The organism is Mesorhizobium sp. WSM4847 (assembly GCF_055811335.1).
The window spans coordinates 66,887-91,933 of sequence record NZ_JBVVPY010000016.1 but is presented as its reverse complement, the minus strand read 5'-3'; the positions used below and the strand labels follow the sequence as shown (position 1 = coordinate 91,933).

Genomic DNA, 25,047 nt, shown 5'->3' with positions numbered 1-25,047 from the left:
AACGGAAACCAGCGCCCGAAGGGCTGGCATGGAGGACAGGACGATGACGGAAGTGACGCCATCTGCGACGAACGGCCCGGCCGCGCAGACGAAAGCGCCAGCCGTCAAAAATCCGTCCATCGCCACTGGCCTGACCAGGATCGGGCGGACCCCTACCGGGTTCGCCGCCCACGGCCTTTACGATCCGCGCAACGAGCACGATGCCTGCGGCGTCGGCTTCATCGTCAATATGAAGGGCGTGAAGTCGCATCAAATCGTCACGGACGGCCTGGCGGTGCTCGAAAATCTGACGCATCGCGGCGCCGTCGGCGCCGACCCGCTGATGGGCGACGGCGCGGGCGTGCTGGTGCAGCTTCCCGACCGCTTCTTCCGCGAGGAGATGGCCAGCCAGGGCGTCGAACTGCCAAAGCCCGGCCATTACGCCGTCGGCCATGTGTTCATGCCGCGCGATCCTGAGCTTCAGGCGCATATCGAAGGCATCATCGCCGAGGTCGCGCAGCTCGAAGGCCAGCCGCTGCTCGGCTTTCGCGACGTGCCGGTCGACAATTCATCGCTGTCAAAGGCGCCTGATATCGCTGCTTCAGAACCGGTCCAGCGGCAGGTGTTTTTGGGTCGTGGCGCCGAGATCGAGAGCGACGACGATTACGAACGGCGGCTCTACATCCTGCGCAAGGTCATTTCCGGTCGTATCCACGAAGAGACCAAGGGCGTCGACAATGGCTTCTACGTCGTATCGATGTCATCGCGGACCATCGTCTACAAGGGCATGTTCCTGGCCTATCAGGTCGGCGCCTATTACAAGGATCTGACCGATCCGCGTTTCGAGACGGCGCTGATCCTCGTCCACCAGCGTTTCTCGACCAACACCTTCCCGTCGTGGAAGCTGGCGCATCCCTATCGCATGGTCGCCCACAATGGCGAGATCAACACGCTGCGCGGCAACGTCAACTGGATGGCGGCGCGGCAGGCCTCGGTCGATTCCGAACTGTTCGGCAACGACATCTCCAAGCTGTGGCCGATCTCCTATGAGGGGCAGTCGGACACCGCCTGTTTCGACAATGCGCTCGAATTCCTGACGCAGGGCGGCTACTCGCTCGCTCACGCAATGATGATGCTGATCCCTGAGGCCTGGGCCGGCAACAAGCTGATGGATCAAGATCGCAAGGCCTTTTATGAATACCACGCCGCCCTGATGGAGCCGTGGGACGGGCCGGCGGCGGTGGCCTTCACCGACGGCCGCCAGATCGGCGCCACGCTCGACCGCAACGGGCTGCGCCCGGCGCGCTATATCGTCACCGACGACGATCGCGTCATCATGGCCTCGGAAGCCGGCGTGCTGCCGGTGCCGGAGGAGAGGATCGTCAAGAAGTGGCGGCTGCAGCCCGGCCGCATGCTGCTGATCGACCTGGAGAAGGGCCGCATCGTTTCCGACGAGGAGATCAAGTCGGAGATCGCGACCAGGCATCCCTACAAGAGCTGGCTCGCCAACACCCAGCTCATCCTCGAAGACCTGAAGCCGGTCGAGCCGCGGGCGCTGCGCAGGGACGTCAGCCTGCTCGATCGCCAGCAGGCGTTCGGCTTTACCCAGGAAGACACCAAGCTGTTGATGTCGCCGATGGCGACCACCGGCCAGGAAGCGGTCGGCTCGATGGGCACCGACACGCCGATTTCAGCGATGTCGGACAGATCGAAGCTGCTCTACACCTATTTCAAGCAGAACTTCGCCCAGGTCACCAACCCGCCGATCGACCCGATCCGCGAGGAACTGGTGATGAGCCTGGTGTCGTTCATCGGGCCGAGGCCTAACATCTTCGACCTCGTCGGCAATTCGCGTCGCAAGCGGCTCGAAGTGCGCCAGCCGATCCTGACCAATGGCGATCTTGAGAAGATCCGCTCCATCGGTCATACCGAGGACCGTTTCGACACCAAGACGATCGACATCACCTATGCTTCGAACGAAGGCGCGGCCGGCATGCAGGGCGCCATAGACCGGCTGTGCGAGCGCGCCGAGGCGGCGGTCGCCGGCGGCTACAACATCATCATTCTGTCCGACCGTCAGCTCGGGCCGGACCGCATCGCCATCCCGGCATTGCTGGCGACGGCGGCAGTCCACCATCATTTGATCCGCAAGGGATTGCGCACATCGGTGGGGCTGGTGGTCGAGTCCGGCGAACCGCGCGAGGTGCATCATTTCTGCTGCCTTGCGGGCTATGGCGCCGAGGCGATCAATCCCTATCTCGCCTTCGACACGCTGCTTGACATGCACAAGCGCGGCGAGCTGCCGGCCGAAGTCGACGCCAATGAGGTCGTCTCCCGCTACATCAAGTCGATCGGCAAGGGCATTCTCAAGGTGATGTCGAAGATGGGCATCTCGACCTACCAGTCCTATTGCGGCGCGCAGATCTTCGACGCCATCGGGCTGAAGACCGATTTCGTGCAAAAATATTTCACCGGCACCGCGACGCTGATCGAAGGCGTCGGGCTGGAAGAGATCGCGGCCGAAACGGTCAGCCGCCACGCCGACGGCTTCGGCAACGACCCGGTGCTGCGCAACAGCCTCGAGGTCGGCGGCGAATACATGTTCCGCATGCGCGGCGAAGCGCATATCTGGTCGCCCGATGCGGTGGCCACCCTGCAGCACGCCGTGCGCCAGGGATCGTGGCAGACGTTCAAGGACTATTCCGCTCAGATCGACAGCGAGACGGCGCGGGCGCAGAGCATTCGCGGCCTGTTCAAGATCAGGCTGGCCGAAGAAACCGGACGCAAGAAGGTCGCGCTCGACGAGGTCATGTCGGCTGCCGATATCGTCAAGCGGTTCTCGACCGGGGCGATGTCCTTCGGCTCGATCTCCAGGGAAGCGCACACCACGCTGGCGCGCGCCATGAACACGATCGGCGGCAAGTCTAACACCGGCGAGGGCGGCGAAGAGGCCGACCGTTACCTGCCGCTGCCGGACGGCGGCAAGAACCCCGAGCGTTCGGCGATCAAGCAGGTCGCTTCCGGGCGTTTCGGCGTGACGGCGGAGTATCTGGTGAACTCCGATGTGATGCAGATCAAGGTCGCGCAAGGCGCGAAGCCCGGCGAGGGCGGTCAGCTGCCCGGTCACAAGGTCGATGCCACCATTGCCAAGGTCAGGCATTCGACGCCCGGCGTCGGCCTGATCTCGCCGCCGCCGCATCACGACATCTACTCGATCGAGGATCTGGCGCAGCTCATCTACGACCTCAAGAACGTCAACCCGGCGGCTGATGTCTCGGTCAAGCTGGTCTCGGAAGTCGGTGTCGGCACGGTTGCGGCCGGCGTCGCCAAGGCGCGCGCCGACCACATCACCATTTCCGGCTATGACGGCGGCACCGGCGCATCGCCGCTGACCTCGCTCAAGCACGCCGGCAGCCCGTGGGAGATGGGCCTTGCCGAGACGCACCAGACGCTGGTGCTCAATGGCCTCAGGTCGCGCGTCGCGCTGCAGGTCGATGGCGGACTGCGCACTGGCCGCGACGTCGTCATCGGCGCGCTGCTTGGCGCCGACGAATTCGGCTTCTCGACCGCGCCGCTGATCGCGGCCGGCTGCATCATGATGCGCAAGTGCCATCTCAACACCTGCCCGGTCGGCGTCGCGACGCAGGATCCGGTGTTGCGCAAGCGCTTCAAGGGCACGCCGGAACATGTCATCAACTTCTTCTTCTATGTGGCGGAAGAGGTGCGGGCGCTGCTCGCCGAGATGGGCTACACCCATCTCGACCAGATCATCGGCGACACCGACCTCCTGGAGAAGCGGGCGCTGATCCAGCACTGGAAGGCGCGCGGGCTCGACTTCAGCAAGATGTTCTTCAAGCCGGATGCCCCGCATGAGGCGGTGCACTGGACCGAGCGGCAGAAGCATCCGATCGACGACGTGCTCGACCGCAAGCTGATCGAGTTGGCCAAGCCGGCGCTGGACGCCAGGCAGCCGGTCAGCATCGAGCTGCCGATCCGCAATGTCGACCGTTCGACCGGCGCCATGCTGTCGGGCGAAGTGGCAAAGCGCTTCAAGCACAAGGGCCTGCGCGAGGACACGATCTCGGTGAAGCTCACCGGCACCGCCGGCCAGTCCTTCGGCGCCTTCCTGGCGCGTGGGGTTTCGTTCGAGCTGGTCGGTGCGGCCAATGACTACGTCGGCAAGGGCCTGTCGGGCGGACGCATCGTCATCCGCCCGCCTGAGAACACGAAGATCGTCGCCGCGGATTCGATCATCGTCGGCAACACGGTGCTTTACGGCGCGACCGAGGGCGAGGCCTATTTCTGCGGCGTCGCCGGCGAGCGTTTTGCGGTTCGCAATTCGGGCGTCGCCGCCGTCGTCGAAGGTGTTGGCGACCATGGCTGCGAGTACATGACCGGCGGCATTGTCGTCGTCATCGGGCAGACCGGCCGCAACTTTGCCGCCGGCATGTCGGGCGGCGTCGCCTATGTGCTCGACGAGGTGGGTGATTTCGCCGAGCGCTGCAACATGGCGATGGTCGAACTGGAACCCGTTCCCGAAGAAGACGACCTGATGGAGAAACTGCTCCATCATGGCGGCGATCTCGACCACAAAGGCCGCGTCGACGTGTCCGGCGACATGACCAGCCATGACGAGGAGCGGCTCTATCAGCTGATCTCGAACCACGTCCATTACACGGGTTCGGTGCGTGGCCGCGAGATCCTCGACAACTGGGCGACTTTCCGGCCGAAATTCCGGAAGATCATGCCGGTCGAATACCGCCGTGCGCTGATCGAAATGGAACGCATGCGCATGGGCGTTGCGGCGGAATAGGCTTTGGGAGTTGCCGGGAAGCCAAGCTTCCCGGGCGACGCCTTCATCAACAATCCTGGCCTCGGACTGAAGGTTGCCATGGCTGCCTTATGAGGTTAACGGGTGCGTCGTCGAGCGCGCCATCTGGACAGCAGGGACTGGACTATGGGCAAGGTAACAGGGTTTCTCGAGATCGACCGGCAGGTGCACAAGTACCAGCCGGCTTCCGACCGCATCCGGCATTTTCGCGAGTTCACGCTGCCGATGTCGGACAAGGAGGTCGAGAAACAGGCCGCGCGCTGCATGGATTGCGGCATTCCGTACTGTCACGGGCCGACCGGCTGCCCGGTCCACAACCAGATCCCGGACTGGAACGACCTCGTCTACAATGGCGACTGGGACAATGCGATCCGCAACCTGCATTCGACCAATAATTTCCCGGAATTCACCGGCCGCATCTGTCCGGCACCTTGCGAGGAAGCCTGCACGCTGAACCTCGAGGACATTCCGGTCGCCATCAAGACGATCGAGCAGGCGATCGCCGACAAGGCCTATGAAACCGGTCATATCCGGCCCTATCCGCCGGAAAGGAAGACCGGCAGGCGCGTCGCAATCATTGGCTCGGGGCCGGCCGGCATGGCGGCCGCCCAGCAGCTTGGCCGCGCCGGCCACGACGTTCACGTCTACGAGCGCGAGAGCCGGCCGGGCGGGCTGATGCGCTACGGCATCCCCGACTTCAAGATCGAGAAGCACTACATCGACCGGCGCATCGAGCAGATGCAAGGCGAGGGCGTGAGCTTCCATTGCGGGATCAATGTCGGTGTCGACAAGCCGGTGGCGGAGCTGCTCGCCGAGTATGATGCGGTGCTCTATTGCGGCGGTTCGGAAACGCCGCGCCCGGCCAACATTCCCGGCGACGATCTCGACGGCGTGCATGACGCGATGCCTTACCTGGTGCAGCAGAACAAGCGCATCGGCGGTGAGCCGATCCAGTCGGTGGCGTGGCCGTCGCCGCCGATCGTCGCCGGCGGCCAGCATGTCGTCGTCGTCGGCGGCGGCGACACCGCGTCCGACTGCGTCGGCACCGCCTTCCGCCAGGGCGCCGTTCGCGTCACCCAGCTCGACATCCGGCCGCAGCCGCCGGAAAAGGAAGACAAGCTTTCGGTCTGGCCCTACTGGGCGACGAAGATGCGCACCTCGTCCTCGCAGGCGGAAGGTGCCGAGCGCGAGTTCCAGGTGGCGACGCTCGAATTCATCGGCGAGGACGGCGCGTTGACCGGCGTCAAATGCTGCGAGGTCGATGAAAAGCGCAAGCCGATCGCCGGCACTGAATTCGTCATCCGCGCGGATCTCGCCTTCATCGCTATCGGCTTTGCCGGGCCGGCCGCCGTCGGGCCGGTGTCGGAGCTGGCTGGCCAGATGAAGATCGCCATCGACAGCCGCCGCTCGAACAACGTCGAGGCCAATGATCGCGACTACAAGACCAGCGTCGAAAAGCTCTATGCGGCGGGCGATGTGCGCCGCGGTCAATCGCTGGTCGTCTGGGCGATCCGCGAGGGCCGTCAGGCAGCGCGTTCGATCGACGAGGCGCTGATGGGATCGAGCGTGCTGCCGCGCTGAGACCGTTTGAGGCTTTTCTGCGCTTCCGGCCTTCGCCGGCCGAAGCACTTGTGAGCGGTCGTGGCAGTTAAAGCTACCGCCGGCGTAGGCCGGTGCCCGGAGCAGTTTACTTACGGAGTGATCGCCGTGGTCGTTTCGGGCACGGCCGCCGCCGCAGGCTGCTTCCTTGGCGGCCAGGAAAAATCGTCCGCGCGTCCGGGCGAAGCAGCTGATACCTTGCCCTCGACGAAGAGTTTTTCGCCAGGCCCGTCCGCCTTTGCCGGCGCTGCGGCGCCGAGAAGTTCCGAACCGCCGTCGAGTGCCGGATCGCTGAGCAGCATCGGCACAGTGCGATCGACGGGCATGGGTGTCGGTGTCGGCGCCCCGACCGGAGCGCCGGCTGGCGCATAAGCTGCCAGTGTGCCCGGAGGCGAGGTCATTCCAAGGATCTTCAGCAAGGGTTTTTCGGCATAGAAGGCGAGCTTGCGTTTGCCGGCTTTCGACACACGGATGCCGTCGTCGGTGCGCAGGCGCACCGGCTGGCCGTTGATATCAGGCCCGCTGGTGACAAAGGCGCCTTCCTCGTCGACGAAACCGTCCCAGATGTCGACGAATTCGCCGCCATGGCTCTCGGCCGTCGAGCGGTAGATGTCGTTGAAAGCCAGCATGTCGGAGGTCATCTTCGGCGCCTTGAAGGCCGGCATGCCGACCCACAGATACGGCACCTTGACCGATGCGATGGCCCTGCCGAACGCTTCGGTACGGCGTTCGTATTCCTTGGTCCACTCTTCGGACCGTGGCTGTTCGCGTTCACCGTTCACGCGCATCTGCTGCCGATCATTGGAACCCAGCATGACGATCACGGCCGCGGGCTTTTCGGTCTCGATCAGCGACTTGATCTGTTCAGGCCAGTTGTAAAAATCGTCACGCACGAAACCGGACGAACCATTGCTGCGAACGACGATCCTGACCTTATTGTTTTCGGCAAAGGCGGTGTCGAGACCCTCGGCGAGGCCGGTCGCCATGAAATCGCCGATCACCAGAACGGTGCGGGCATCCGGCGCCTTCTCGACAATGGGGGCTGCCGGCTCAGCCGGCCGTCGCGGCGCGGCACGCGACTTTCTGACTTTTGGCTTGCGTGGCCCGATCCTCTGAATCCGTCGCGGCTCAATCAGTCGCGGCGGTTCCGCCCGCTCGCTTCGGCGCAGAAACAACAGGTCGCGCAGCGACCAGCCACGCCTTTGTTCTTCCTGCGCCACGGCCGGCGTGTGAAAGACGGCGGCAGTGCCGACGGCCAGGACGGCAATAGCCAGAATCAGGATCGGCACGCGACGAAGGATCACACGGATACGCGCAGCCGAAACCAATTACCGTCTCCATCCCTAAAGAGCGCCGGACTCTGATACAACCGTGCCGCCGCTCTACCTTAAGTTGAGCATCGCATTTCCTCAAAACCGGTTTCGGTCCGATGCTCCGGGTCTGCCCTATGCGAAGCTAGTTCTGCCTGAGCCATTTGAGCACTTCCATGCTCGGATGTCCGTCCTGGGTCAAGCCAGCCTTCGCCTGAAAGGCCATGATGGCGGCTTTCGATCCCTCGCCGATCTTGCCGTCGAACTTGCCGTCATAGTAGCCGTACTGGGAAAGCCGTTGCTGAAGCTCCTGCCTCTCCTCGAAGGAGAGCTTCGTGAAAGGCCGCTTCCAGTCCTGCACAAGCCCACCATAACCGGCGATTTCGTCGGCAAGAAGGCCAACGGCAACCGCATATTTGTCGGCATTGTTGTAACGCTTGATGACCGAAAAATTCTTGACCATCAGGAAAGCCGGGCCGCCACGGCCGCCTGGCACCTTCAGCGTGGCCTTCTCCCCACTCTTGAACGGCTTGCCGTTGGCACGCGTGACACCCAGCGCTTGCCATTGCGACAACGACTTCGATCCGGCCGGGAACTTCTTTCCGTCGGGAAGGCTGACTTCATAGCCCCAGGTCTTGCCGGCCTGCCAGCCGTTCTTCCTGAGCAGATTGGCGGCCGTTGCCAATGCATCGGGAATCGAATTCCAGATGTCGCGCTTGCCGTCGCCGTCCATGTCGACCGCATAGGCCTGGTAGCTGGTGGGAATGAACTGGGTATGGCCCATGGCGCCGGCCCATGAGCCACTGAGGTGGCTTTTATCGATGTCGCCCCTTTGCAGGATCTTCAGCGCCGCGATCAACTGCGTGCGGGCGAATTTCGATCGTCTCGAATCGGCATAGCCAAGCGTGGCCAGTGAACGCACGACATTGCGCATGACATCGTCGCGCTTGAGGATTTCGCCGTAGTTCGATTCCATCGACCAGATCGCCAGCAGGATGTGACGGTCGACGCCGTATCTTGCCTCGATCCTGTCCAGCCACGGCTTCCACTTCCTGGCCATCTGCTTGCCAACAGCGACCGACTGGTCATGGACGCGGTTGTCGAAATAGTCCCAGGCGGGCGCGGTGAATTCGGGTTGATAACGCGCTTTTTCCAGCACGACCGGGTCGGCATCGCTGATGCCCTCGAATGCGCGGTCGTAAACGGCGCCGGAAACGCCGCTCCGCACCGCGGTGGCGCGGAAGCTCGCCACCCATTGCCGGAAACCGGCGTCGGCAAAAGCCGATCCGGTGGGCATCAGCAAGGCAAGCGACAGACTGGCGGCCGCAACGATGCTGGTGAAGCGCTTTGCGGCGTCGCGAACGGACATCTTTTCCTCCTTCTTCATCACAGGAAGATCATTCATCGCCGAACCCGGTTAGCATTTAGTTTACCATAGGTGCCGTTGGGAACGAAAAGGCGGGTTGGTGCTTTACGGACTACAGATTTTTTCTGACCAGCCGTTCCATAATCCCAGATTCCGGCACGAAAATGTCTTGAAGCGGGATTGCCGAATAACCTTAGAAGCGGATATTTGACAGCATGAAGAGAGTTCGCAAGGCAGTTTTCCCGGTCGCTGGCCTCGGCACGCGTTTTCTCCCGGCCACCAAGGCCATACCCAAGGAAATGCTGACCGTCGTCGACAGGCCTGTAATCCAGTATGTGGTCGACGAGGCACGCGAAGCCGGCATCGAGCATTTCATCTTCGTGACCGGACGCAACAAGGCGGTCATCGAGGACCATTTCGACGTTCAGTTCGAACTCTATGACACGCTTGCCCAACGCGGCAAGGACGATGAGCTCGCCCGCCTGCAGCGGCTGCAACCTTCGCCAGGGCAGACCAGCTTCACCCGCCAGCAGGTGCCGCTTGGCCTTGGCCATGCCGTCTGGTGTGCCCGCGAGCTGGTCGGCGACGAGCCCTTCGCGCTGCTTTTGCCCGATATGATCATGCAGTCCGAAAAAAGCTGCATGAAGGAGATGGTCGAGCTTTATGCCGAGACCGGCAACAACATCGTCGCGGTTCAGGAATGCGACCCTGCCGAGGCCCATAAATACGGCATCGTCGGCCGCGGCGAGGATACGCATCACGGCTTCCGCATTACCGGCATGGTGGAAAAGCCGAAGACCGGCACGGCACCCTCCAACCTATACATCAACGGGCGCTACATCCTGCAGCCGGAGATATTTGGGATACTCGAAGGCCAGGAGAAGGGCGCCGGCAACGAGATACAACTCACCGATGCGATGCTGAAGCTGGAGAAGCAGCAGCCCTTCTATGGCTGCCACTACCGAGGGCGCACCTTCGATTGCGGATCGCCGGAAGGCTTTGTCGAGGCCAACGTCGCCTTCGCGCTGTGGCGCAGCGACATGAACGGACGCATGGCGGGCGTTATCAGCAAGCTTCTCGACGAGATGAAACCGTCAGAGCAGCGGGGCGCGGCGTTCTAACCCCCGGGCTAATGCATGCGCGCAAAAGCATGCCCTCGGGCCTGAACCGAGGGTGCGCGGCGGCTTGGTTTACGGCTGCAGCGTCACTCCGACAAAGATGCTGTGGGCGGTGTAGTCGCGGCCCTCGATGTTGCTGGTCTGTTTTTCAGTTCTGGCGCGAGTGGTCAGTCCGGCATATCGGTTCAGCCACCATGTCAGTCCGGCCTCGGCGCTCAGCGTCAGATCCTGGCCGTCCGACCCGATGTAGTCGCGCCAGTCTACGCCGAGAGCTGCGTTGCCGATCAGGTTGGCACGGATTTCCCGCTCGGCGGTGAGGCGGCCGGAGTAAAGGATGGTGCCGCTTTCGTCGGCGGTTGTCGTGCCCTCGACGATCGTCTGCCCGGTGAGGCCGATCGTGGTGCCGCGTTGCGGCGACCATCTGAGGTCGGCGTTCACCGTGGCGCCCGAAATTGCCGGCAGGCGGTCATCGTCGATCGCCTCGCGCAGCCAGCCGGCCGAGAACTCGCCGGCAAGCTTCTCGCCGAGGTCGAGCTCGGCGCCGGCCCGAACCCCAAGCCGCGTCGAGGATCGTTCGAAACCATTGCTGTCGACCCGCAAATCATAGACCCGGCGGCCGATTTCGACCTCGGTGAAAGGGGTGATGGAGGGCGAAATCTCATAGCCGGTGCGCAAGGTGGCGGTATAGAGCGTCGAATCGCGGTCTTTCTGCGACAGCGTTCCGCCCGTCGAAAGCCTGGCGTCGCCGTAGATGTCGTGTTCGACTGCGCCGGTCAGGGCGAAGCGCATCTTGCCGGCATCCTTCTCGACCGCCAGGCTGCCATCAATGGTCTGGCGCACCGGCTGCTCGGCGGTGCCTTCGATGACGACCGGCGAGGAAGCCGATTCCGGTGCCGCCTCGTAACCGAGCTTGGCGATGGCGCGCAGATCGTTGTCGAAGTCGACATTGAGCGTGCTTTCGACACGGCCGCGCGCCTCCTCAACCTCGTCGCCCGATAGGGTCTTGAGAAAGGTGCCGTAGCCGTCGACCATAGCCGAATTCTCCCGCCAGTCGGAGATGGCGTTGAAGCGCAGCGTCGTTTCCGACAGCAGGGCCGGCTTGCCTTCGGCGCTTGAATCGGCATTCGATGAGGCCTTCAGGCCTTGCTCGAGCGTCGGCCTGATCACGAAGGAGCCGAGTTTGATGCCGGTGGCGGCGAACGGGTCGTCCTCGGCCCTCCTGTCCCGGCCTTCGATGGCTTCGGCGCGCTCGGCGCCCGGATCGAGTTGCTGCCTGTCGGCGGAATCGATGGTCACGGCACGGGAATTGATTGGGTCCGTCTCGGCGGTGTCCTCGTCATCCGTCGGGGCCGTCGCCGCGGTGGCGGCCTGTGTCTCGGCGGCTTCGTCCTGATCGGCTGCGCCCTGGGTTGCGCTCGATGGCCGGCGCGACGGGACGGGAACGGGGGCGTCCGCAAACGGATCGTCGGTTGCTTCCGGCGGATCAAAAATGCTGCCGGTCGCGGGTGCCGCGTCGTCGTCCTGCACGGCGCCCGGGCTGGCCGGCTGATAGGTGGGCGTCGGCGCAGTGCTCTGGATGGTTGCACCGGCCTGCGCCGTCTGATCCTGGGCGATGCTCAATTGCCTGGTTTTGCGCTGCTGGTCGTCCAGAATCGCCGATTCCGAAACCTCGCCGCGCAGCTCGGTTACCTGGGCATAGGGCTGCGCAGGCCGCAGCAAGGCGAAGACGCTGGTCGCCAGCAGCAAGGCGCAGACCGCCTTGCCGTTTCGTCTTCTTTTCTTTTCAGGCGGGGCCCCGGACATCGCTACCACTGCTTGCGCGGCGCACGCGCGCCATACTTACCGAACCGTAAACGGGGATGGTTAACGTTGGGTTGAGGTGGCGGTCGATCAAAGCCCACTTGACGGCTGACGGATGGCAATTCCGTTGGACAGGCGCGCAGCAAAGCGCTAATCGCATCAGCCATGCATGCGGGATCCCCAGACAAGAAGCGGCTCGATGGGCAGGCTTCGATCGCCTCGGCGCTTAGAACGGTAGCGACCGAGCAGGCCGGTGTCGCGGCGCTGGCGGCCGCGCTCGAGAACGGGTTGACCGAACCGTTCGCGCGCGCCGTCGATATGGTGTCGCATATCGCCGGCCGAGTCATCGTCACCGGCGTCGGCAAGAGCGGCCATATCGGCTCAAAGATCGCGGCGACGCTCGCCTCGACCGGCACGCCGGCCTTCTTCGTCCATTCTGCCGAAGCCAATCATGGCGACCTCGGCATGATCGCCAGGGACGACGCCATCATCGCCATATCGTGGTCGGGCGAGAGCCGCGAGCTCAAGGGCATCATCGCCTATTCCAGGCGCTTCTCGATTCCGCTGATCGCAGTCACTGCCGGAGAGCGATCGGCGTTGGCGCGGGCGGCCGATGTGGTGCTTTTGCTGCCGCGTGCGTCGGAAGCGTGCCCGCACGGCCTAGCGCCGACGACATCGACGCTGCTGCAACTGGTGATCGGCGATGCACTGGCCATCGCGCTGCTCGAAGCGCGCGGCTTCACGCCGGATCATTTCCGCACCTTCCATCCCGGTGGGCAACTTGGCGCCAATCTGACGCAGATCCGCGAGATCATGCATGCCGGCGACAGGCTGCCGCTGGTGCCTTCCGGCACTGGAATGCAAGAAGCGATCCTCGAATTGTCGCGCAAGGGGTTTGGCTGTGTGGCGATAACCGCTGCGGATGGTGCGCTGATCGGCATCATTACCGACGGCGACATCAGGCGCCACATCGGCAGCAATCTTCTGGCGATGAGCGTCGATCAGGTCATGACCAAGGAGCCGAAGACGGCCGGACCGGATACGCTGGTGGCGACCGCGCTGCAGACGATCAACAGTTCGACCATCTCCAGCCTGATGGTTGTCGAAGGCAGACGGCCGGTCGGACTTGTCCATCTGCACGATCTGCTGCGCATCGGCGCTGCCTGAGCTCGCCAGAGCGAATTTCGAAACAGTCTCTGACACACCTCAGGCCTGTTTGAAAAGTCGCCCGCCGAGATGGTCGGATCAGTCCAGGACCGCCTCGACCGTCAGTTCCAGATCGGCGTCGGCCGCGCCCGTCACGCGCACCTGCGTGCCGGCCGGCAGGTCGGGGCCGGAGATGCGCCATAGCGTGTCGCCCAGCTTTATGCGGCCGCGGCCGTCCCTGATCGGCTCGTCCAAGGTGGCCATCCTGCCGATCATCTGTGCGCCGCGGCGGTTGAGCAGTGGCTGATCGGTGCCATCATCGCGCCCACCCACCAGTCTCTTGCCGACATAGGTTGAAACCAGCGACATCGCCAGGAAGGCGAGAACCTGGATCTGCCAGGTCCAGAAGTCCGCGTCCCAGATGAGCAGGGACACCACGCCGGTCAGCAGAGCGGCGATGCCGATCCACAACATGAATATGCCCGGTGCGATGACCTCCATCACCAGGAGGACGAAGCCGAGAACCATCCAAACCCAGGGGCCGAGTTCGGAAATGATGCGTTCGAACATGGCCTCAGGTCTCGCTGGGACGAACCACGGGCGGGCGTGCAGCCTGCCGCGTGGTGCCGGCAGTGCCCTCTGCGCCGAAAACTTCCTTGGCGATCGCGCCGATGCCGCCAAGCGTGCCGATCAATGACGAAGCTTCCATAGGCATCAGCACGACCTTGCTGTTTGTGGCGGAGCCGATCCTGGTCAGTGCTTCGGTGTATTTCAGCGCAACGAAGTAGTTGAGCGCCTGCACGTCGCCCTTGGTGATCGCTTCCGACACCACTTGCGTGGCGCGGGCCTCGGCCTCGGCCGAGCGTTCGCGCGCCTCGGCGTCGCGGAAGGCGGCTTCCTTGCGGCCCTCGGCTTCCAGGATCTGCGACTGCTTGAGGCCTTCGGCGTCGAGGATCTGCGCGCGCTTGTTGCGCTCGGCCATCATCTGGCGACCCATCGATTCGACGAGATTGGCCGGTGGATTGATGTCCTTGATCTCGACGCGGGTGATCTTGATGCCCCAGGGATGTGCCGCCTCATCGACGACTCGCAGCAGGCGTTCGTTGATGGCGTCGCGGTTCGACAAAAGCTCGTCGAGGTCCATCGACCCCATCACGGTACGGATGTTGGTCATCGTCAGGTTGAGGATGGCGTTCTCCAGACCGGCGACCTGGTAGGCGGCCTGCGCCGCGTTGAGCACCTGGTAGAAGGCGACGCCGTCGACGGCGACGGTGGCGTTGTCGCGGGTGATGATCTCCTGCGTCGGGACGTCGAGCACCTGCTCCATCATGTTCAATTTGGAGCCGATGCGGTCAACGAACGGCACGATGAGGTTGAGGCCGGGGCTCAATGTCCTGGTATAACGGCCAAAGCGTTCGACGGTGTAATTGTAGCCTTGCGGGATTGTCCGGATGCCTTTGAAAAGCACGAGCACGACAAGAGCGACAAGAACAAGAAGCGCGATATCGAAACCACTGAAATCCATTTGGCTCTCCCTCGGATGCCGGCCACGGAAATGTTTCAACGCGACCGACTTCACCAAACACTTAAGTGTGTTTCAGGGACGTTACAATCAGGTGATAGTGGATAACCGGTGCATAGAAAGCCGGTTGCCGGCGCTCGACTGTATCGGCTTCACACCCAACCCGACAGTTCGCGCCGCACCATCGCCTCGATCACCGCCATGCCCTCGGCACTGTCGTTGAGGCAGGGAATATGCGCGAACTTTTCGCCGCCGGCATGATGGAAGGTCTCGGCCGCCTCCCTGCCGATCTCGTCCAGCGTCTCGATGCAGTCGACAGAAAAGCCCGGATTGACGATGGCGATCGATCTCACGCCTTCTCCGGGCAGTTTTTCGACCGTCTTGTCGGTGTAGGGCTGCAGCCACTCCTGCGCGCCGAAGCGCGACTGGAACGTGGTGATCAGCTTCTTCTCATTCCAGCCGAGCTTTTCCCGCAGCAGCCGGGTCGTCTCCAGGCAATGGGCCTGATAGGGATCGCCCATGTCGGAATAGGGTTTTGGAATGCCGTGGTAGGAGGCGATGACCATTTCCGGCTCGAAATCGAGGCTCGCCAGATGGCGCTCGATCGAACGGGCGAGCGCTTCGATATAGATCGGTTCGGCATAGTAGGGCGGCACGCTGCGGATCGCCGGGGCGCGGCGCATCTTCATCAGCGCGCGAAACAACTGGTCGTTGGCGGTGGCGGTCGTGGTCGCGGAATATTGCGGGTAAAGCGGAAATGTCAGAATGCGGTCGCAGCCCTGCGCGACCAGCCCGTTGGCGACGCTCTCGGTCGAAGGATTGCCGTAACGCATTGCCCAGTCGACGCTGACGCCGGGCAGGTCGCGCAGCGCCTCGGTCAGCTTTTCGCTCTGAGCGCGGGTGTAGGTGCGCAGCGGCGACTCGTCACGCTGCCGGTTCCAGATCCTGGCATAGTTGGCGCCCGACTTCTTCGGCCGTGTGGTGAGAACCAGCCCGTAGAGGATCGGGTACCAGATCGCCTTGTTGAGTTCGATGACGCGCGGATCGGACAGGAACTCTCTGAGATAGCGCCACATCGGCTTGAATTCCGTGCCGTCGGGAGTGCCGAGATTAACCAGCATGACGCCGATCCTGCCCGCCCCGACCGGCGGCTGTCTTGCCGGCAGCCGGTCGAGGACCGTCGCGGCCTTGGGATCGGCAGGGTTGGAAGGCGTCATAAAGGATCTCCGGACACCGCGTGAAACTAGCGATGCCGCGCCGGTTTTCAATGCAGCGTCTGGCCGCACCTTATCTAAGCTTGGGAGGCGAAAGCAGAAAAACCCGCCCGGTTTGCCGGACGGGTTTTCCAACAATGACAGAAGAATTCAGTTTGCGGCCGGGATGGTCAAGGTTGCGCCGACGGGAAGGCGGCGCGGCTCGTAGTCCTGGTTGGCGTCGGAGATCGTTTTCCACCTGGCGCCATCGCCATAGGCCTTTTCCGCCAAATCCCAATAGGTGTCGCCGGCAACGATCACATGGCTGCTTTCGGCCGGCTTTGCCGGCTCGGCAGGCGCAGCCTCCGCTGGTGCCGGCGCTGCCGGGGCGGGTTCCGTCGGCACGGCTGGCGGTGTCGTGGCAATATCGTCCGAACCGGCCGGCGGTTCGGGCATCGCCGGCTCCGCAGTCGCGGCTGGAGCCGTTTCTGCCGGTTTTGCGGGCTCGGCCGGAGCGGGAGCCTCGGCCGGCTTCGCCGATTCCTGAGCCGGCTGCTGGGCCGGTTCCGCCGCGGCGGCGGCCGTGATTTCGGTGATGCGGCCCTCGAGCTTCGGCGTATAGGGCCGATGCGCGCCGAGATAATCGGCGACCACCTGTTCGAGGCCCGGACCGTAATCGTAGGCGTTCTTGGCCTTGTCGGCGAACACCTTGTAGCCGTCGCCACCCTGGCGCACATAGTTGTTGGTGGCGACCAGGTAATCCTTGTCCGGATTGATCGGCGTCCACCCGCCGCCTTGCATGACCTCGACCGACTTGACGCGCCCGGCATTCGCGGTGGCCGATATGTCGAATGAATACTTCAGGCCGGCAACCTGGGGGAAGCGGCCGGCGCCGTCCTCGATCTGGCTGAGACCGTTCTCCAGCCCGGCAACCAGATCCTTGCCGGAAATCTGGAAGGTCGCCACTGTGTTCTGGAACGGCAGCACGTTCAGCACCTCGCCCATGGTGACGGTGCCCTGGTCGATCGAAGCGCGCAGACCGCCGCCATTCGTGATGACGATCTCGACGCCCTGGTCCTTGACGCGGTCGAGGACGGCATCGGAGACGAGATTGCCCATCTCGCACTCGCGGGTGCGGCAGTTCTCACGGCTGCCGTCGATCGCCTTGGTGGTTTCGGCGACCTCCTGGTTCTTCAACGCCTCGATCGGCGCGCCGAGCTCCTTGATGCGGGCAAGCACGGCGGGGTCTGGCGTGATCGATTTGTCGAGGTAGATCGGGTCGCCGCTGGCCTGCTTGACGACACCGTTGTCGTCGAACACGACCTTGAACTCGCCGAGATATTTCGAATAGGACGCCGCCTGGACGACCGGCACCTTGTAGCCGTCCGGATTGTCGACCATCGTCGGGTAGGGGCCTTCAGCCTTGGGGTCCGTGTTGGACAGCAGCGAATGGCTGTGGCCGCCAACCACCACGTCGACACTCGGGATCTTGGCGATGACGTCACGCTCGCGCTTGTAACCAATATGGGTGACCGCGATGATCTTGTTGACGCCTTCTCCCTTCAACCTCTCGACCTCTGACGTGATCAACTTGACGTCGTCCTCGATCGTGACGTTAGGGCCTGGCGAAGCGAGCTCCGGCGTGTCGTTGGTGACCGCGCCGACGACGCCGATCTTCTGGCCGCCGACCTCGATCACAACAGACGGTTTCACGCGGTCACCGAGCTTGGATTGCGCGTTGGCCTTCACATTGGCGCCGAGCACCGGAAACTTGATCATATCCAGGAACGGCGCCAGCGCCGCCTCGCCGTCGTCGAACTCGTGATTGCCGACCGCCAAGGCGTCGAATTTCATCTGGTTGAGGAATTCGCCTTCGGTCTTGCCCTTGTAGGTCGTATAGAACAGCGAACCCTGGAAATTATCGCCGGCGCTGAGCAGCAGCACGTTCTGGCCTTCCAGCTTCTTCCGCTGCTGGGCGATCGCCGTGATCAGCCGCGCCGCGCCGCCGGTGCACTCGCCCTTGGTCTCCTCTTCGGCCGAGCAGGTCGATTCATATTTGTTGTTGCTTTCGATGCGGCTGTGCCAGTCGTTGATGTGCAGGATGTTCAGCGTGTAGTCGGCAAAGGACATGCCGGTCGACAGGCCAAGCGTAGACGCCGACAGGGCGGCAATGGCGGCGATCTTCTTCATCTTCGTCTCCCGGATGACGTGTTTAACGCCCTCGCTCGACTGGCACATAACAGCCGGCTTTTCGCCCATGTTCACATCGCGTTTTAGCCGATGCAAGCGGAATCGGGCCCAGCTTTGCCGGCACAAAAAGACGGCGGCCTCAACCCGCCGTCCTTTGCAAAAGCAGTTCAGTATGGGCTCAGGTGCGTCGCGTCAGCACAAAGTTCTGCCCGCTCACGCTGGTGCAGTTAAGCTGCGAGGTGGAGATCAACAAGCAGTTGAAGCTGATCGGCGTCTGGCGGATCAGCGAAGTGCCCTGGATTTGGACCGAGGTGCCGCCGGTCATGGCGTAACTGCCGTCGGCAAGCTTCTGGCCGGTGTCGGTGGCGACGGTCTTGAAGCTGCCGCCGGCGAAGGTCGACAGGCCTGTGCCCTGCGCGTCGATCCATGAGCCTTCGACCGGACTCCGCGTGGCCGATGGCGGCCCGCCCGGGCCGGCGGTGGTGCACGCCGCCAAGGCGGCAGCGGCCGCGACAACGCCGGCCGAAAGCAATTTGCGCGCAATCGTCATCATCAAGATCCTCTCCTCTCGCATTGGCCCGAAAATCGATGCGATTTTTCGGAAAGCACGATGCGTACACTCGAACCGCTAGAGCGTACTTTGTGCGTCCAAATGGATGCACGTCGCTCCAGGCCGCCTTCCTTCAATCGCCCGATTTCCAGACGATTGCAAGGCAGTGAGACATTGCTATCGAACGGGGATGCTGAACTATCGAACGAGGATGTTGCGGAATTGCCATGGGTCGTTTTTGTCGACGTCTTCCGGGAACAGCCCAGGGCGGTTGTCGAGCGGCGTCCAGTCGGTGTAGTAGCCCTTGATCGGCCCGAGATAGGGCGACTGCACTTCCAGGCAGCGCCTGTAGTCCATCTCGTCCGCCTCGACGATGCCGGCCTCGGGATTTTCCAGCGCCCAGACCATGCCCGCCAGCACTGCCGACGTGACCTGCATGCCCGTGGCGTTCTGATAAGGCGCCAGCTTGCGCGCCTCCGCCAACGACAGCTGCGAGCCGTACCAATAGGCGTTCTTGTCGTGGCCGTAGAGCAGCACGCCGAGTTCGTCGACACCGTCGACCAGTTCGTTTTCATCGAGCACGTGATGCACCGGTTGTGCGGTGCCGGCGGCGCCGAACATCTCATGCAGCGACAGCACGGCGTCGTTGCAGGGATGGTAGGCGTAGTGGCAGGTCGGGCGATATTGGACCTTGCCCTTCTTGCCGCGCAGGGTGAAGAAGTCGGCGATCGAGATCGACTCGTTGTGCGTCACCAGGAAGCCATATTGCGGGCCTGGCGTCGGGCACCAGCTGCGCACACGCGTGTTGGCGCCCGGCTGCTCCAGATAGATTGCGGCCTTCGAGCCATGCTTGTGCTTCTTGCCGTTCTTCGGCATCCACGTCTCATGCGTGCCCCAGCCGAGCTCGGCCGGTTGAAGCCCTTCCGAGATGAAGCCTTCGACCGACCAGGTATTCCAGAACACGTTCATCGGCTTCGGCTTCTTGGTGCGCTGTGTGTCGCGCTCGGCGATGTGGATACCCTTGACGCCGGCCTTCTTCATCAGCCTGGCCCAAGCATCGCGATCGTGCTGCGCGGGCTCGGAGAATTCGAGGCCAAGATCGGTTGCGAGGTTGACCAGCGCCTGCTTGACGAACCACGAGACCATGCCTGGGTTGGCGCCGCAGGTGGAGATTGCGGTCGCCCCGCCGGGGTGCGCGCGCTTTTCTTCGATCATGGATTCGCGCAGCGCATAATTGGTGCGGCTGCCAGTGTCGGCCTTGGTGTCGAAATAGAAGCCGAGCCATGGCTCGACGACGGTGTCGATGTAAAGCACACCCAGCTTGCGACAGAGCCGCATCAAATCCACCGAGCCGGTGTCGACCGACAGGTTGACGCAAAAGCCCTGGCCACCGCCTTTGGTCAGCAGCGGCGTCAAAAGCTTCTTGTAGTTCTTGCTGGTCACCGCATCCTGCATGAAGGTGATGTCGCGCTCGTCGAGCAGCTTGCGGTCGGTATCGCGTGGGTCGATGACCGTCATGCGCGACTTGTCGAACTTGAAATGGCGCTCGATCAGCGGCAGCGTTCCCCGTCCGATCGAGCCGAAGCCGATCATCACGACAGGGCCGGTGATCTCACCGTAAACGGGCCAGTTTTCATTCGCCATTTTATCGATTACTCCCTCAGATAGGCTGAAAAGCCGGGCAAACAGACGCAAAGCGAAGCATTTTTTTGCCCGACCGCCACGCGCTACAACCACAGATCATTGTCATAAACCAGCGAAAAGCCGCGAGCTACGCCGCATTCGTCATGTGGTTAAGGAGACGACCAGCCGCTGACGGCCGGCCGTCATTCCCTTGTAGTCGCCGTTGGCAAAGTCGAGCGCCAGCAGTTGCGCGGCCGAAGATGCGGCGAGCATTGGCTCGTCGATGGTTCCGGATCCGGGCCACAGCCCGGTGACACTCGGTAAGCGCCGCAGCTTCGGTCGAGAGGCCGAACACCCTGCGCATATCCCGATCCATTCACCCTCGCGGCAGATCGTGCGAGGTCACATCGGCGATTGCCTTGCGAAGCTGGATCGTCTCGATTTTCTCGCCGGGACGCACTATGCCGATCACCGTTTCGATGTCGGGACAGCCATCTTTGCGGCATGCCAGCTCCGTGACGAACACGACGATATCGTCATCGAGCCCGCAAGCCTTGCGAACCCAGAGCTTGATCTGGCTGGTCTTCTCCGGAACGGCAAACCCGCGGGGGGCGAGTGGGTTCGCGAGACGGTTCATATACAATCCCGTCCCGAAGACGAAAGCGCTCGGCCAGACAAATGCGATAAAGGCGCGCTGCCGTCGGCCTTGCCGAACCTATGCATTCAGCGCCACCTGAGAGTCCATTTCGGCGCGGCATTTAAGGAAGCCGTCTTCAATCAGGCCTTTGGGCAGGTTGCGGCCGATAAATACCAGGCGGCTGACGCGCTTCTCCCCCGCTTTCCAGGGGCGCTGGTGATCGCCTTCGAGCAGCATGTGGACGGCCTGAACGACAAAGCGGTGTTCATCGCCCTCGAACGCCAGGATGCCTTTCATGCGCAGCATGTCGATGCCGAATTTCTGTGTGATCATCTGGATCCACGGCAAGAACTTGCGCGGATCGATCGAAGCTTCCGTGACGAGAGAGAAGCTGGTGACGTGATCGTCATGCACATGGTCGTTGCCCGCGTCGACAAAGTCCGGTTCGACTTCGAGGACACGGTTCAGATCGAACGCGCCGCGATCCAGAACCTCGTCGAGTGGAACGTTGCAACGTATGGAATGCTTGATCGCAGCCGTCGGGTTGATCCTGCGAATGCGCGCCTCCACTGCCTTGAGTTCGGCCGGCGCCACCAGATCGGTCTTGTTCAGTATGACGATATCGGCGAAGGCGAGTTGCTCCTGCGCCTCGTGGGCATGATCCAACTCGCCGAGGAGATGCTTGGCATCGGCGACGGTGATGATCGAATCGAGTTTCGTCTTCTGCCTGACATCGTCGTCGACGAAGAAGGTCTGGGCGACGGGGGCGGGATCGGCACGGCCGGTCGTCTCGATCAGGATGGCGTCGAAACGGTCTCTGCGCCGCATCAAGCTCTCAATGATCCGGATCAGGTCGCCGCGCACCGTGCAGCAGATGCAGCCGTTGTTCATCTCGAAGACTTCTTCGTCGGTATCGACGATGAAGTCGTTGTCGATGCCAATCTCGCCGAACTCGTTGACGATCACGGCGTAACGCTTGCCGTGCTGTTCGGACAGGATGCGGTTGAGCAGCGTCGTCTTGCCGGCGCCGAGGTAACCGGTAAGAACCGTGACGGCCATTTTCTGGGAGGCTTCAAGAGGCATGGTCGTCTCCGGATGTTGCGGATTGGATCGCCCCGTAGACGGAAGGCCACCGCCTGTTCAATGCGCGCAAGCCTCGCATAGACCCGAAAGCTCCACCGTGGCCGAGTTGGTTTGGAAGCGCTGCCGTCGGGCAATCAGGCGCAGCACCCGCTCCAATGCCGGGTCATGAACCTCACTTGCCCGTCCGCAATTCGCGCAGATTGCAAAGGCGGCGCGCCCATGGGTGCCGCATTCGCTGTGGACGCAGAGCGCAAACGCGCTCAGGCTCTCGATCCGGTGAACCAGGCCCTGCTCGACGAGCCGATCCAGAGCGCGATAGATCTGTAGCGGTGAGCGGAGCCCTTCCTGGCGAAGAAGTCCAAGCAGTTCAAAGGCCCCCATCGGCCTCTCGGAGCGCGTCAGCGCGTCGAGTACCAGCTGCTGGTTGCGTCCAGGCATCCGCTGTTCCCTCGTATTCCAGGCAGTTTTGAGCACAATGGCGGGCGTCAGTTATAGTATAACATTTTGGATTGACGAGCGTGATAACATAACATAACGGCTCGTCAAGAGCGGGGCTGACTTCGATGGCTCCCGCGGTGATGGATCGAATGGCTGCTTGCGTGATCTTTCAAGACCTGACGCTTCAAGACCCGCCGCTGGGCCGCAACAGCGCGCCTCGATGGGATCGTACGGCCCGGCGATCATTTGTCGGCGGGCACGATCCACATTGCCTTCTAATCTCTGCCGGGACGCGCGGCTGCTCGCGACGCGTCCGGCGCATCTCCCCCCGAACCGCTTGAACAAAGGAGTCGATCGAATGTCCAGGACGCTAAAACTCGCCGCCGTGATAGGCGCTATAACATCGATGCCAATCGCTCCGTCGCTGGCCGCTGCCGAGAACCTCAGGGTTGTCGCCAGTTTCTCGATCATCGCCGATTTCGCCAAGAATGTCGGCGGCGATCGTGTCGACATCGTCACGCTGGTCGGCCCGAATGGTGACGCCCATGTCTACGAACCAAAGCCGGCCGACGCGGCAACTGTCGGTTCGGCCGACGTGGTGCTGGTCAACGGCCTCCAGTTCGAGGGCTTCCTCCAGCGTCTCGTCGAGGCGAGCGCGACGAAGGCGCCGATCGTGGAATTGACCAAAGGCGCCGAGGTGTTGCGCAAGACCGAGGAAGAAGGTCACCACGATCAGGATCAAGCCGCCGAGGGCGGGGAAAAACACGCCGCGGCGGATGAGGGCCATGAGGAAGGGCACCATCATCACGGCGAGTCCGATCCCCATGCATGGCAGTCCGTGCACAATGCCGAACTCTATGTGAAGAACATCGCCGACGCCTTCTGTGCCGCCGATGCAGCTGGCTGCGACACTTATCGGGCCAATGCCGAATCATACGGCCAGCAGCTCGAGGCACTGGAAGCGGAGATCAAAGCTGCCGTAGCTGAGATCCCCGAGGACAAGCGCACGATCATCACCTCCCACGACGCCTATGGCTATTTCGAACACGAATACGGCATAAAATTCCTGGCACCGGAGGGCGTCTCCACCGAATCCGAGGCGTCAGCCTCCGACGTCGCGGCCCTGATCAAACAGATCAGGCAAGACAAGGCTTCGGCAATCTTCGTGGAGAACGTCACCAATCCGCGCCTGATCGAGCAGATCGCCAGCGAGACGGGCCTGAAAGTCGGCGGTGAGCTCTACTCCGACGCCCTGTCGGATAAGAACGGTCCGGCTGCGACCTATCTCGAGATGATGCGGCACAACATCACGACGATCAAAGGCGCGATCCTCGGAAGCTGACCGCCAGCCCTGTGATGGAAAGGCGGTGCAATCCGCCTCTTCATCGATCACCAAGAGTATGTAATAACATTAAGGAGAATACTGTGACGATAAATTGGGCGTCAGCCACGGCTATCGCGCTGCTTGTGTCCCTATCAACAAGTGCTGCCCATGCCGAGGAGGTGACCGCATGGCGCCTCTTCATCTCGGATCACGCGGACCCGAAGGTGACCGTAGTCGATGCGATCGATGGCGAAAAGCTCGACACGCTTGAGATCAAAGGGCCGGCGTCCCTCCATCGCAGCGAAAGCGGCAGGACCGTGTTTGCCGTGCAGGGCTCGGCCGGCGTCGTTGCCGGGATCGCGAGCGGCATTTCCTTCGAGACCACGGCGAGCACGGCGACATCGACGTCGAAGCGCCAAAACTTGCCGGCGTCGAGATCACAGGCAAGAAGCCGTCGCATTTCGTCGAGCATGACGGAGACTTCGCCGTTTTTTTCGACGGCGAGGGTGTCGCGCGCATCATCTCCGAGAAGTCGGTCCTGGAAGGCAAGCCGGATTTCAGGGAAGTGAAGACCGACGCGCCGCAGCATGGCGTCGCAGTCGCCTATGGCTCCCATGTCCTGCTTTCGGAGCCGAACCGGGAGAAGCCGGACGAACTCCCGGTCGGCATCAGGGTCGCTGACAAGGCCGGCGCGCCGATCGGCGGCATCCACGCCTGCCCAGACCTCCACGGCGAGGCGTCTTCCGGCAATATCCTGGCTTTCGCCTGCGCGACCGGCCTGCTTGTCGTCAGCCATGGCGACGGCAGCCCGGCGATCCGTCATCTGCCCTATGCCGACAGCCTGCCGGATGGCAAAACGACGACGCTGATCGGCGGCCGAGGCCTGCAATATTTCCTCGGCAACTACGGCGCCGACAAGGTGGTGCTGATCGATCCGACGATCGACAGCGACGCATTCCGGCTGATCAACCTTCCGACGCGCCGCGTGCATTTCGCGATCGACCCCGTTCGTGCAAAATTCGCCTACGTCTTCACCGAGGACGGCCAGCTTCACCAACTCGACGTGGTGAAGGGGGAGATCGCAAACTCGCTCAAGCTGACCGACCCCTATTCGATGGACGGTCACTGGAGCGATCCGAGGCCGCGTGTCGCGGTCGCCGGCGACAAGATCGTGGTCACTGATCCCCTGCAAGGCGTGCTGCATGTCGTTGACGCGACGTCGTTCGAGAAAACCGGCGACATTGCCGTCGAAGGCAAGCCCTTCAACATCGTTTCCGTCGGCGGCTCCGGTCAGACCCACGAAGGCGAATAGTCGCTCCTCCCAAGCGGCTGCCGCGC

Annotated in this window: 19 protein-coding genes; 6 read left to right on the top strand and 13 right to left on the bottom strand. The window is 62.7% G+C overall.

Translation table 11 applies throughout. The features are described from left to right. The first annotated feature begins 43 nt into the window (after positions 1–43). The gene (gene gltB, locus AC0L28_RS22560; protein WP_473480245.1) at positions 44–4,792 is read left to right on the top strand and encodes a glutamate synthase large subunit; all 4,749 of its coding nucleotides are present in this window, start codon (positions 44–46) and stop codon (positions 4,790–4,792) included. A gap of 144 nt (positions 4,793–4,936) precedes the next feature. Further along, on the top strand, positions 4,937–6,391 hold the full coding sequence (locus AC0L28_RS22555) for a glutamate synthase subunit beta (protein WP_023798073.1): 1,455 nt from the start codon (positions 4,937–4,939) through the stop codon (positions 6,389–6,391). A 110-nt stretch (positions 6,392–6,501) separates the two neighbouring features. On the opposite strand, the gene AC0L28_RS22550 is transcribed toward AC0L28_RS22555, so the two are convergent. Together AC0L28_RS22550 and AC0L28_RS22545 are read right to left on the bottom strand one after the other, a co-directional pair. Then, a complete protein-coding gene (locus tag AC0L28_RS22550) occupies positions 6,502–7,737 on the bottom strand; it encodes an SGNH/GDSL hydrolase family protein (RefSeq protein WP_473480242.1) in 1,236 nt (411 codons plus the stop codon). A gap of 127 nt (positions 7,738–7,864) precedes the next feature. Continuing rightward, on the bottom strand, positions 7,865–9,088 hold the full coding sequence (locus AC0L28_RS22545; RefSeq protein ID WP_091594951.1) for a lytic murein transglycosylase: 1,224 nt from the start codon (positions 9,086–9,088) through the stop codon (positions 7,865–7,867). A 212-nt stretch (positions 9,089–9,300) separates the two neighbouring features. On the opposite strand from AC0L28_RS22545, the gene galU reads away from it, so the two are divergent. Beyond that, the gene (gene galU / locus AC0L28_RS22540; RefSeq protein WP_023798070.1) at positions 9,301–10,206 is read left to right on the top strand and encodes a UTP--glucose-1-phosphate uridylyltransferase GalU; all 906 of its coding nucleotides are present in this window, start codon (positions 9,301–9,303) and stop codon (positions 10,204–10,206) included. Between the two features lie 69 nt (positions 10,207–10,275). Here galU and AC0L28_RS22535 read toward each other — a convergent pair whose 3' ends face one another. Further along, positions 10,276–12,006, bottom strand: coding sequence for an outer membrane beta-barrel protein (locus AC0L28_RS22535; RefSeq protein ID WP_473480240.1), 1,731 nt, complete (start codon positions 12,004–12,006; stop codon positions 10,276–10,278). Positions 12,007–12,168: 162 nt separating this feature from the next. Between AC0L28_RS22535 and AC0L28_RS22530 the strand changes: the two genes are divergently transcribed. Next, entirely contained in the window at positions 12,169–13,170 is a 1,002-nt protein-coding gene (locus AC0L28_RS22530; protein WP_473480238.1) for a KpsF/GutQ family sugar-phosphate isomerase, read from the top strand. Between the two features lie 78 nt (positions 13,171–13,248). Here AC0L28_RS22530 and AC0L28_RS22525 read toward each other — a convergent pair whose 3' ends face one another. The 9 genes from AC0L28_RS22525 to AC0L28_RS22485 form a co-directional block, all read right to left on the bottom strand. Then, the gene (locus AC0L28_RS22525) at positions 13,249–13,719 is read right to left on the bottom strand and encodes an NfeD family protein (protein WP_473480236.1); all 471 of its coding nucleotides are present in this window, start codon (positions 13,717–13,719) and stop codon (positions 13,249–13,251) included. Positions 13,720–13,723: 4 nt separating this feature from the next. Further along, positions 13,724–14,674, bottom strand: a complete 951-nt coding sequence (locus tag AC0L28_RS22520; protein WP_473480234.1) for an SPFH domain-containing protein — start codon at positions 14,672–14,674, stop codon at positions 13,724–13,726. Between the two features lie 149 nt (positions 14,675–14,823). Further along, entirely contained in the window at positions 14,824–15,888 is a 1,065-nt protein-coding gene (hemH, locus tag AC0L28_RS22515) for a ferrochelatase (RefSeq protein WP_473480232.1), read from the bottom strand. Between the two features lie 147 nt (positions 15,889–16,035). Beyond that, positions 16,036–18,054 (bottom strand): 5'-nucleotidase C-terminal domain-containing protein, encoded by a 2,019-nt coding sequence (locus tag AC0L28_RS22510; RefSeq protein ID WP_473480230.1) that lies wholly within the window; start codon positions 18,052–18,054, stop codon positions 16,036–16,038. Positions 18,055–18,232: 178 nt separating this feature from the next. Further along, complete coding sequence (gene omp10 / locus AC0L28_RS22505; RefSeq protein ID WP_023798063.1) at positions 18,233–18,604, bottom strand: outer membrane lipoprotein Omp10; 372 nt, start codon at positions 18,602–18,604, stop codon at positions 18,233–18,235. 198 nt (positions 18,605–18,802) lie between these two features. Further along, positions 18,803–20,248 (bottom strand): homospermidine synthase, encoded by a 1,446-nt coding sequence (locus tag AC0L28_RS22500; protein WP_473480228.1) that lies wholly within the window; start codon positions 20,246–20,248, stop codon positions 18,803–18,805. 355 nt (positions 20,249–20,603) lie between these two features. Then, positions 20,604–20,864 (bottom strand): hypothetical protein, encoded by a 261-nt coding sequence (locus AC0L28_RS22495; protein WP_023798060.1) that lies wholly within the window; start codon positions 20,862–20,864, stop codon positions 20,604–20,606. 78 nt (positions 20,865–20,942) lie between these two features. Next, positions 20,943–21,947 (bottom strand): CobW family GTP-binding protein, encoded by a 1,005-nt coding sequence (locus AC0L28_RS22490; protein WP_023798059.1) that lies wholly within the window; start codon positions 21,945–21,947, stop codon positions 20,943–20,945. Positions 21,948–22,004: 57 nt separating this feature from the next. After that, entirely contained in the window at positions 22,005–22,385 is a 381-nt protein-coding gene (locus AC0L28_RS22485; protein WP_023798058.1) for a Fur family transcriptional regulator, read from the bottom strand. A gap of 358 nt (positions 22,386–22,743) precedes the next feature. Here AC0L28_RS22485 and aztC point away from each other — a divergent pair, with 358 nt between their 5' ends. Then, positions 22,744–23,727, top strand: a complete 984-nt coding sequence (gene aztC, locus AC0L28_RS22480) for a zinc ABC transporter substrate-binding protein AztC (protein ID WP_473480226.1) — start codon at positions 22,744–22,746, stop codon at positions 23,725–23,727. 190 nt (positions 23,728–23,917) lie between these two features. On the opposite strand, the gene AC0L28_RS22475 is transcribed toward aztC, so the two are convergent. Further along, positions 23,918–24,298 carry a hypothetical protein gene (locus AC0L28_RS22475; RefSeq protein ID WP_473480224.1) on the bottom strand — a complete coding sequence of 127 codons (381 nt, stop codon included), beginning with the start codon at positions 24,296–24,298 and terminating at the stop codon, positions 23,918–23,920. On the opposite strand from AC0L28_RS22475, the gene AC0L28_RS22470 reads away from it, so the two are divergent. Then, positions 24,275–25,021: a hypothetical protein gene (locus AC0L28_RS22470; protein ID WP_473480222.1), complete on the top strand. Its 747-nt coding sequence runs from the start codon at positions 24,275–24,277 to the stop codon at positions 25,019–25,021. The genes AC0L28_RS22475 and AC0L28_RS22470 overlap by 24 nt on opposite strands. The last annotated feature ends 26 nt before the right edge of the window (positions 25,022–25,047 follow it).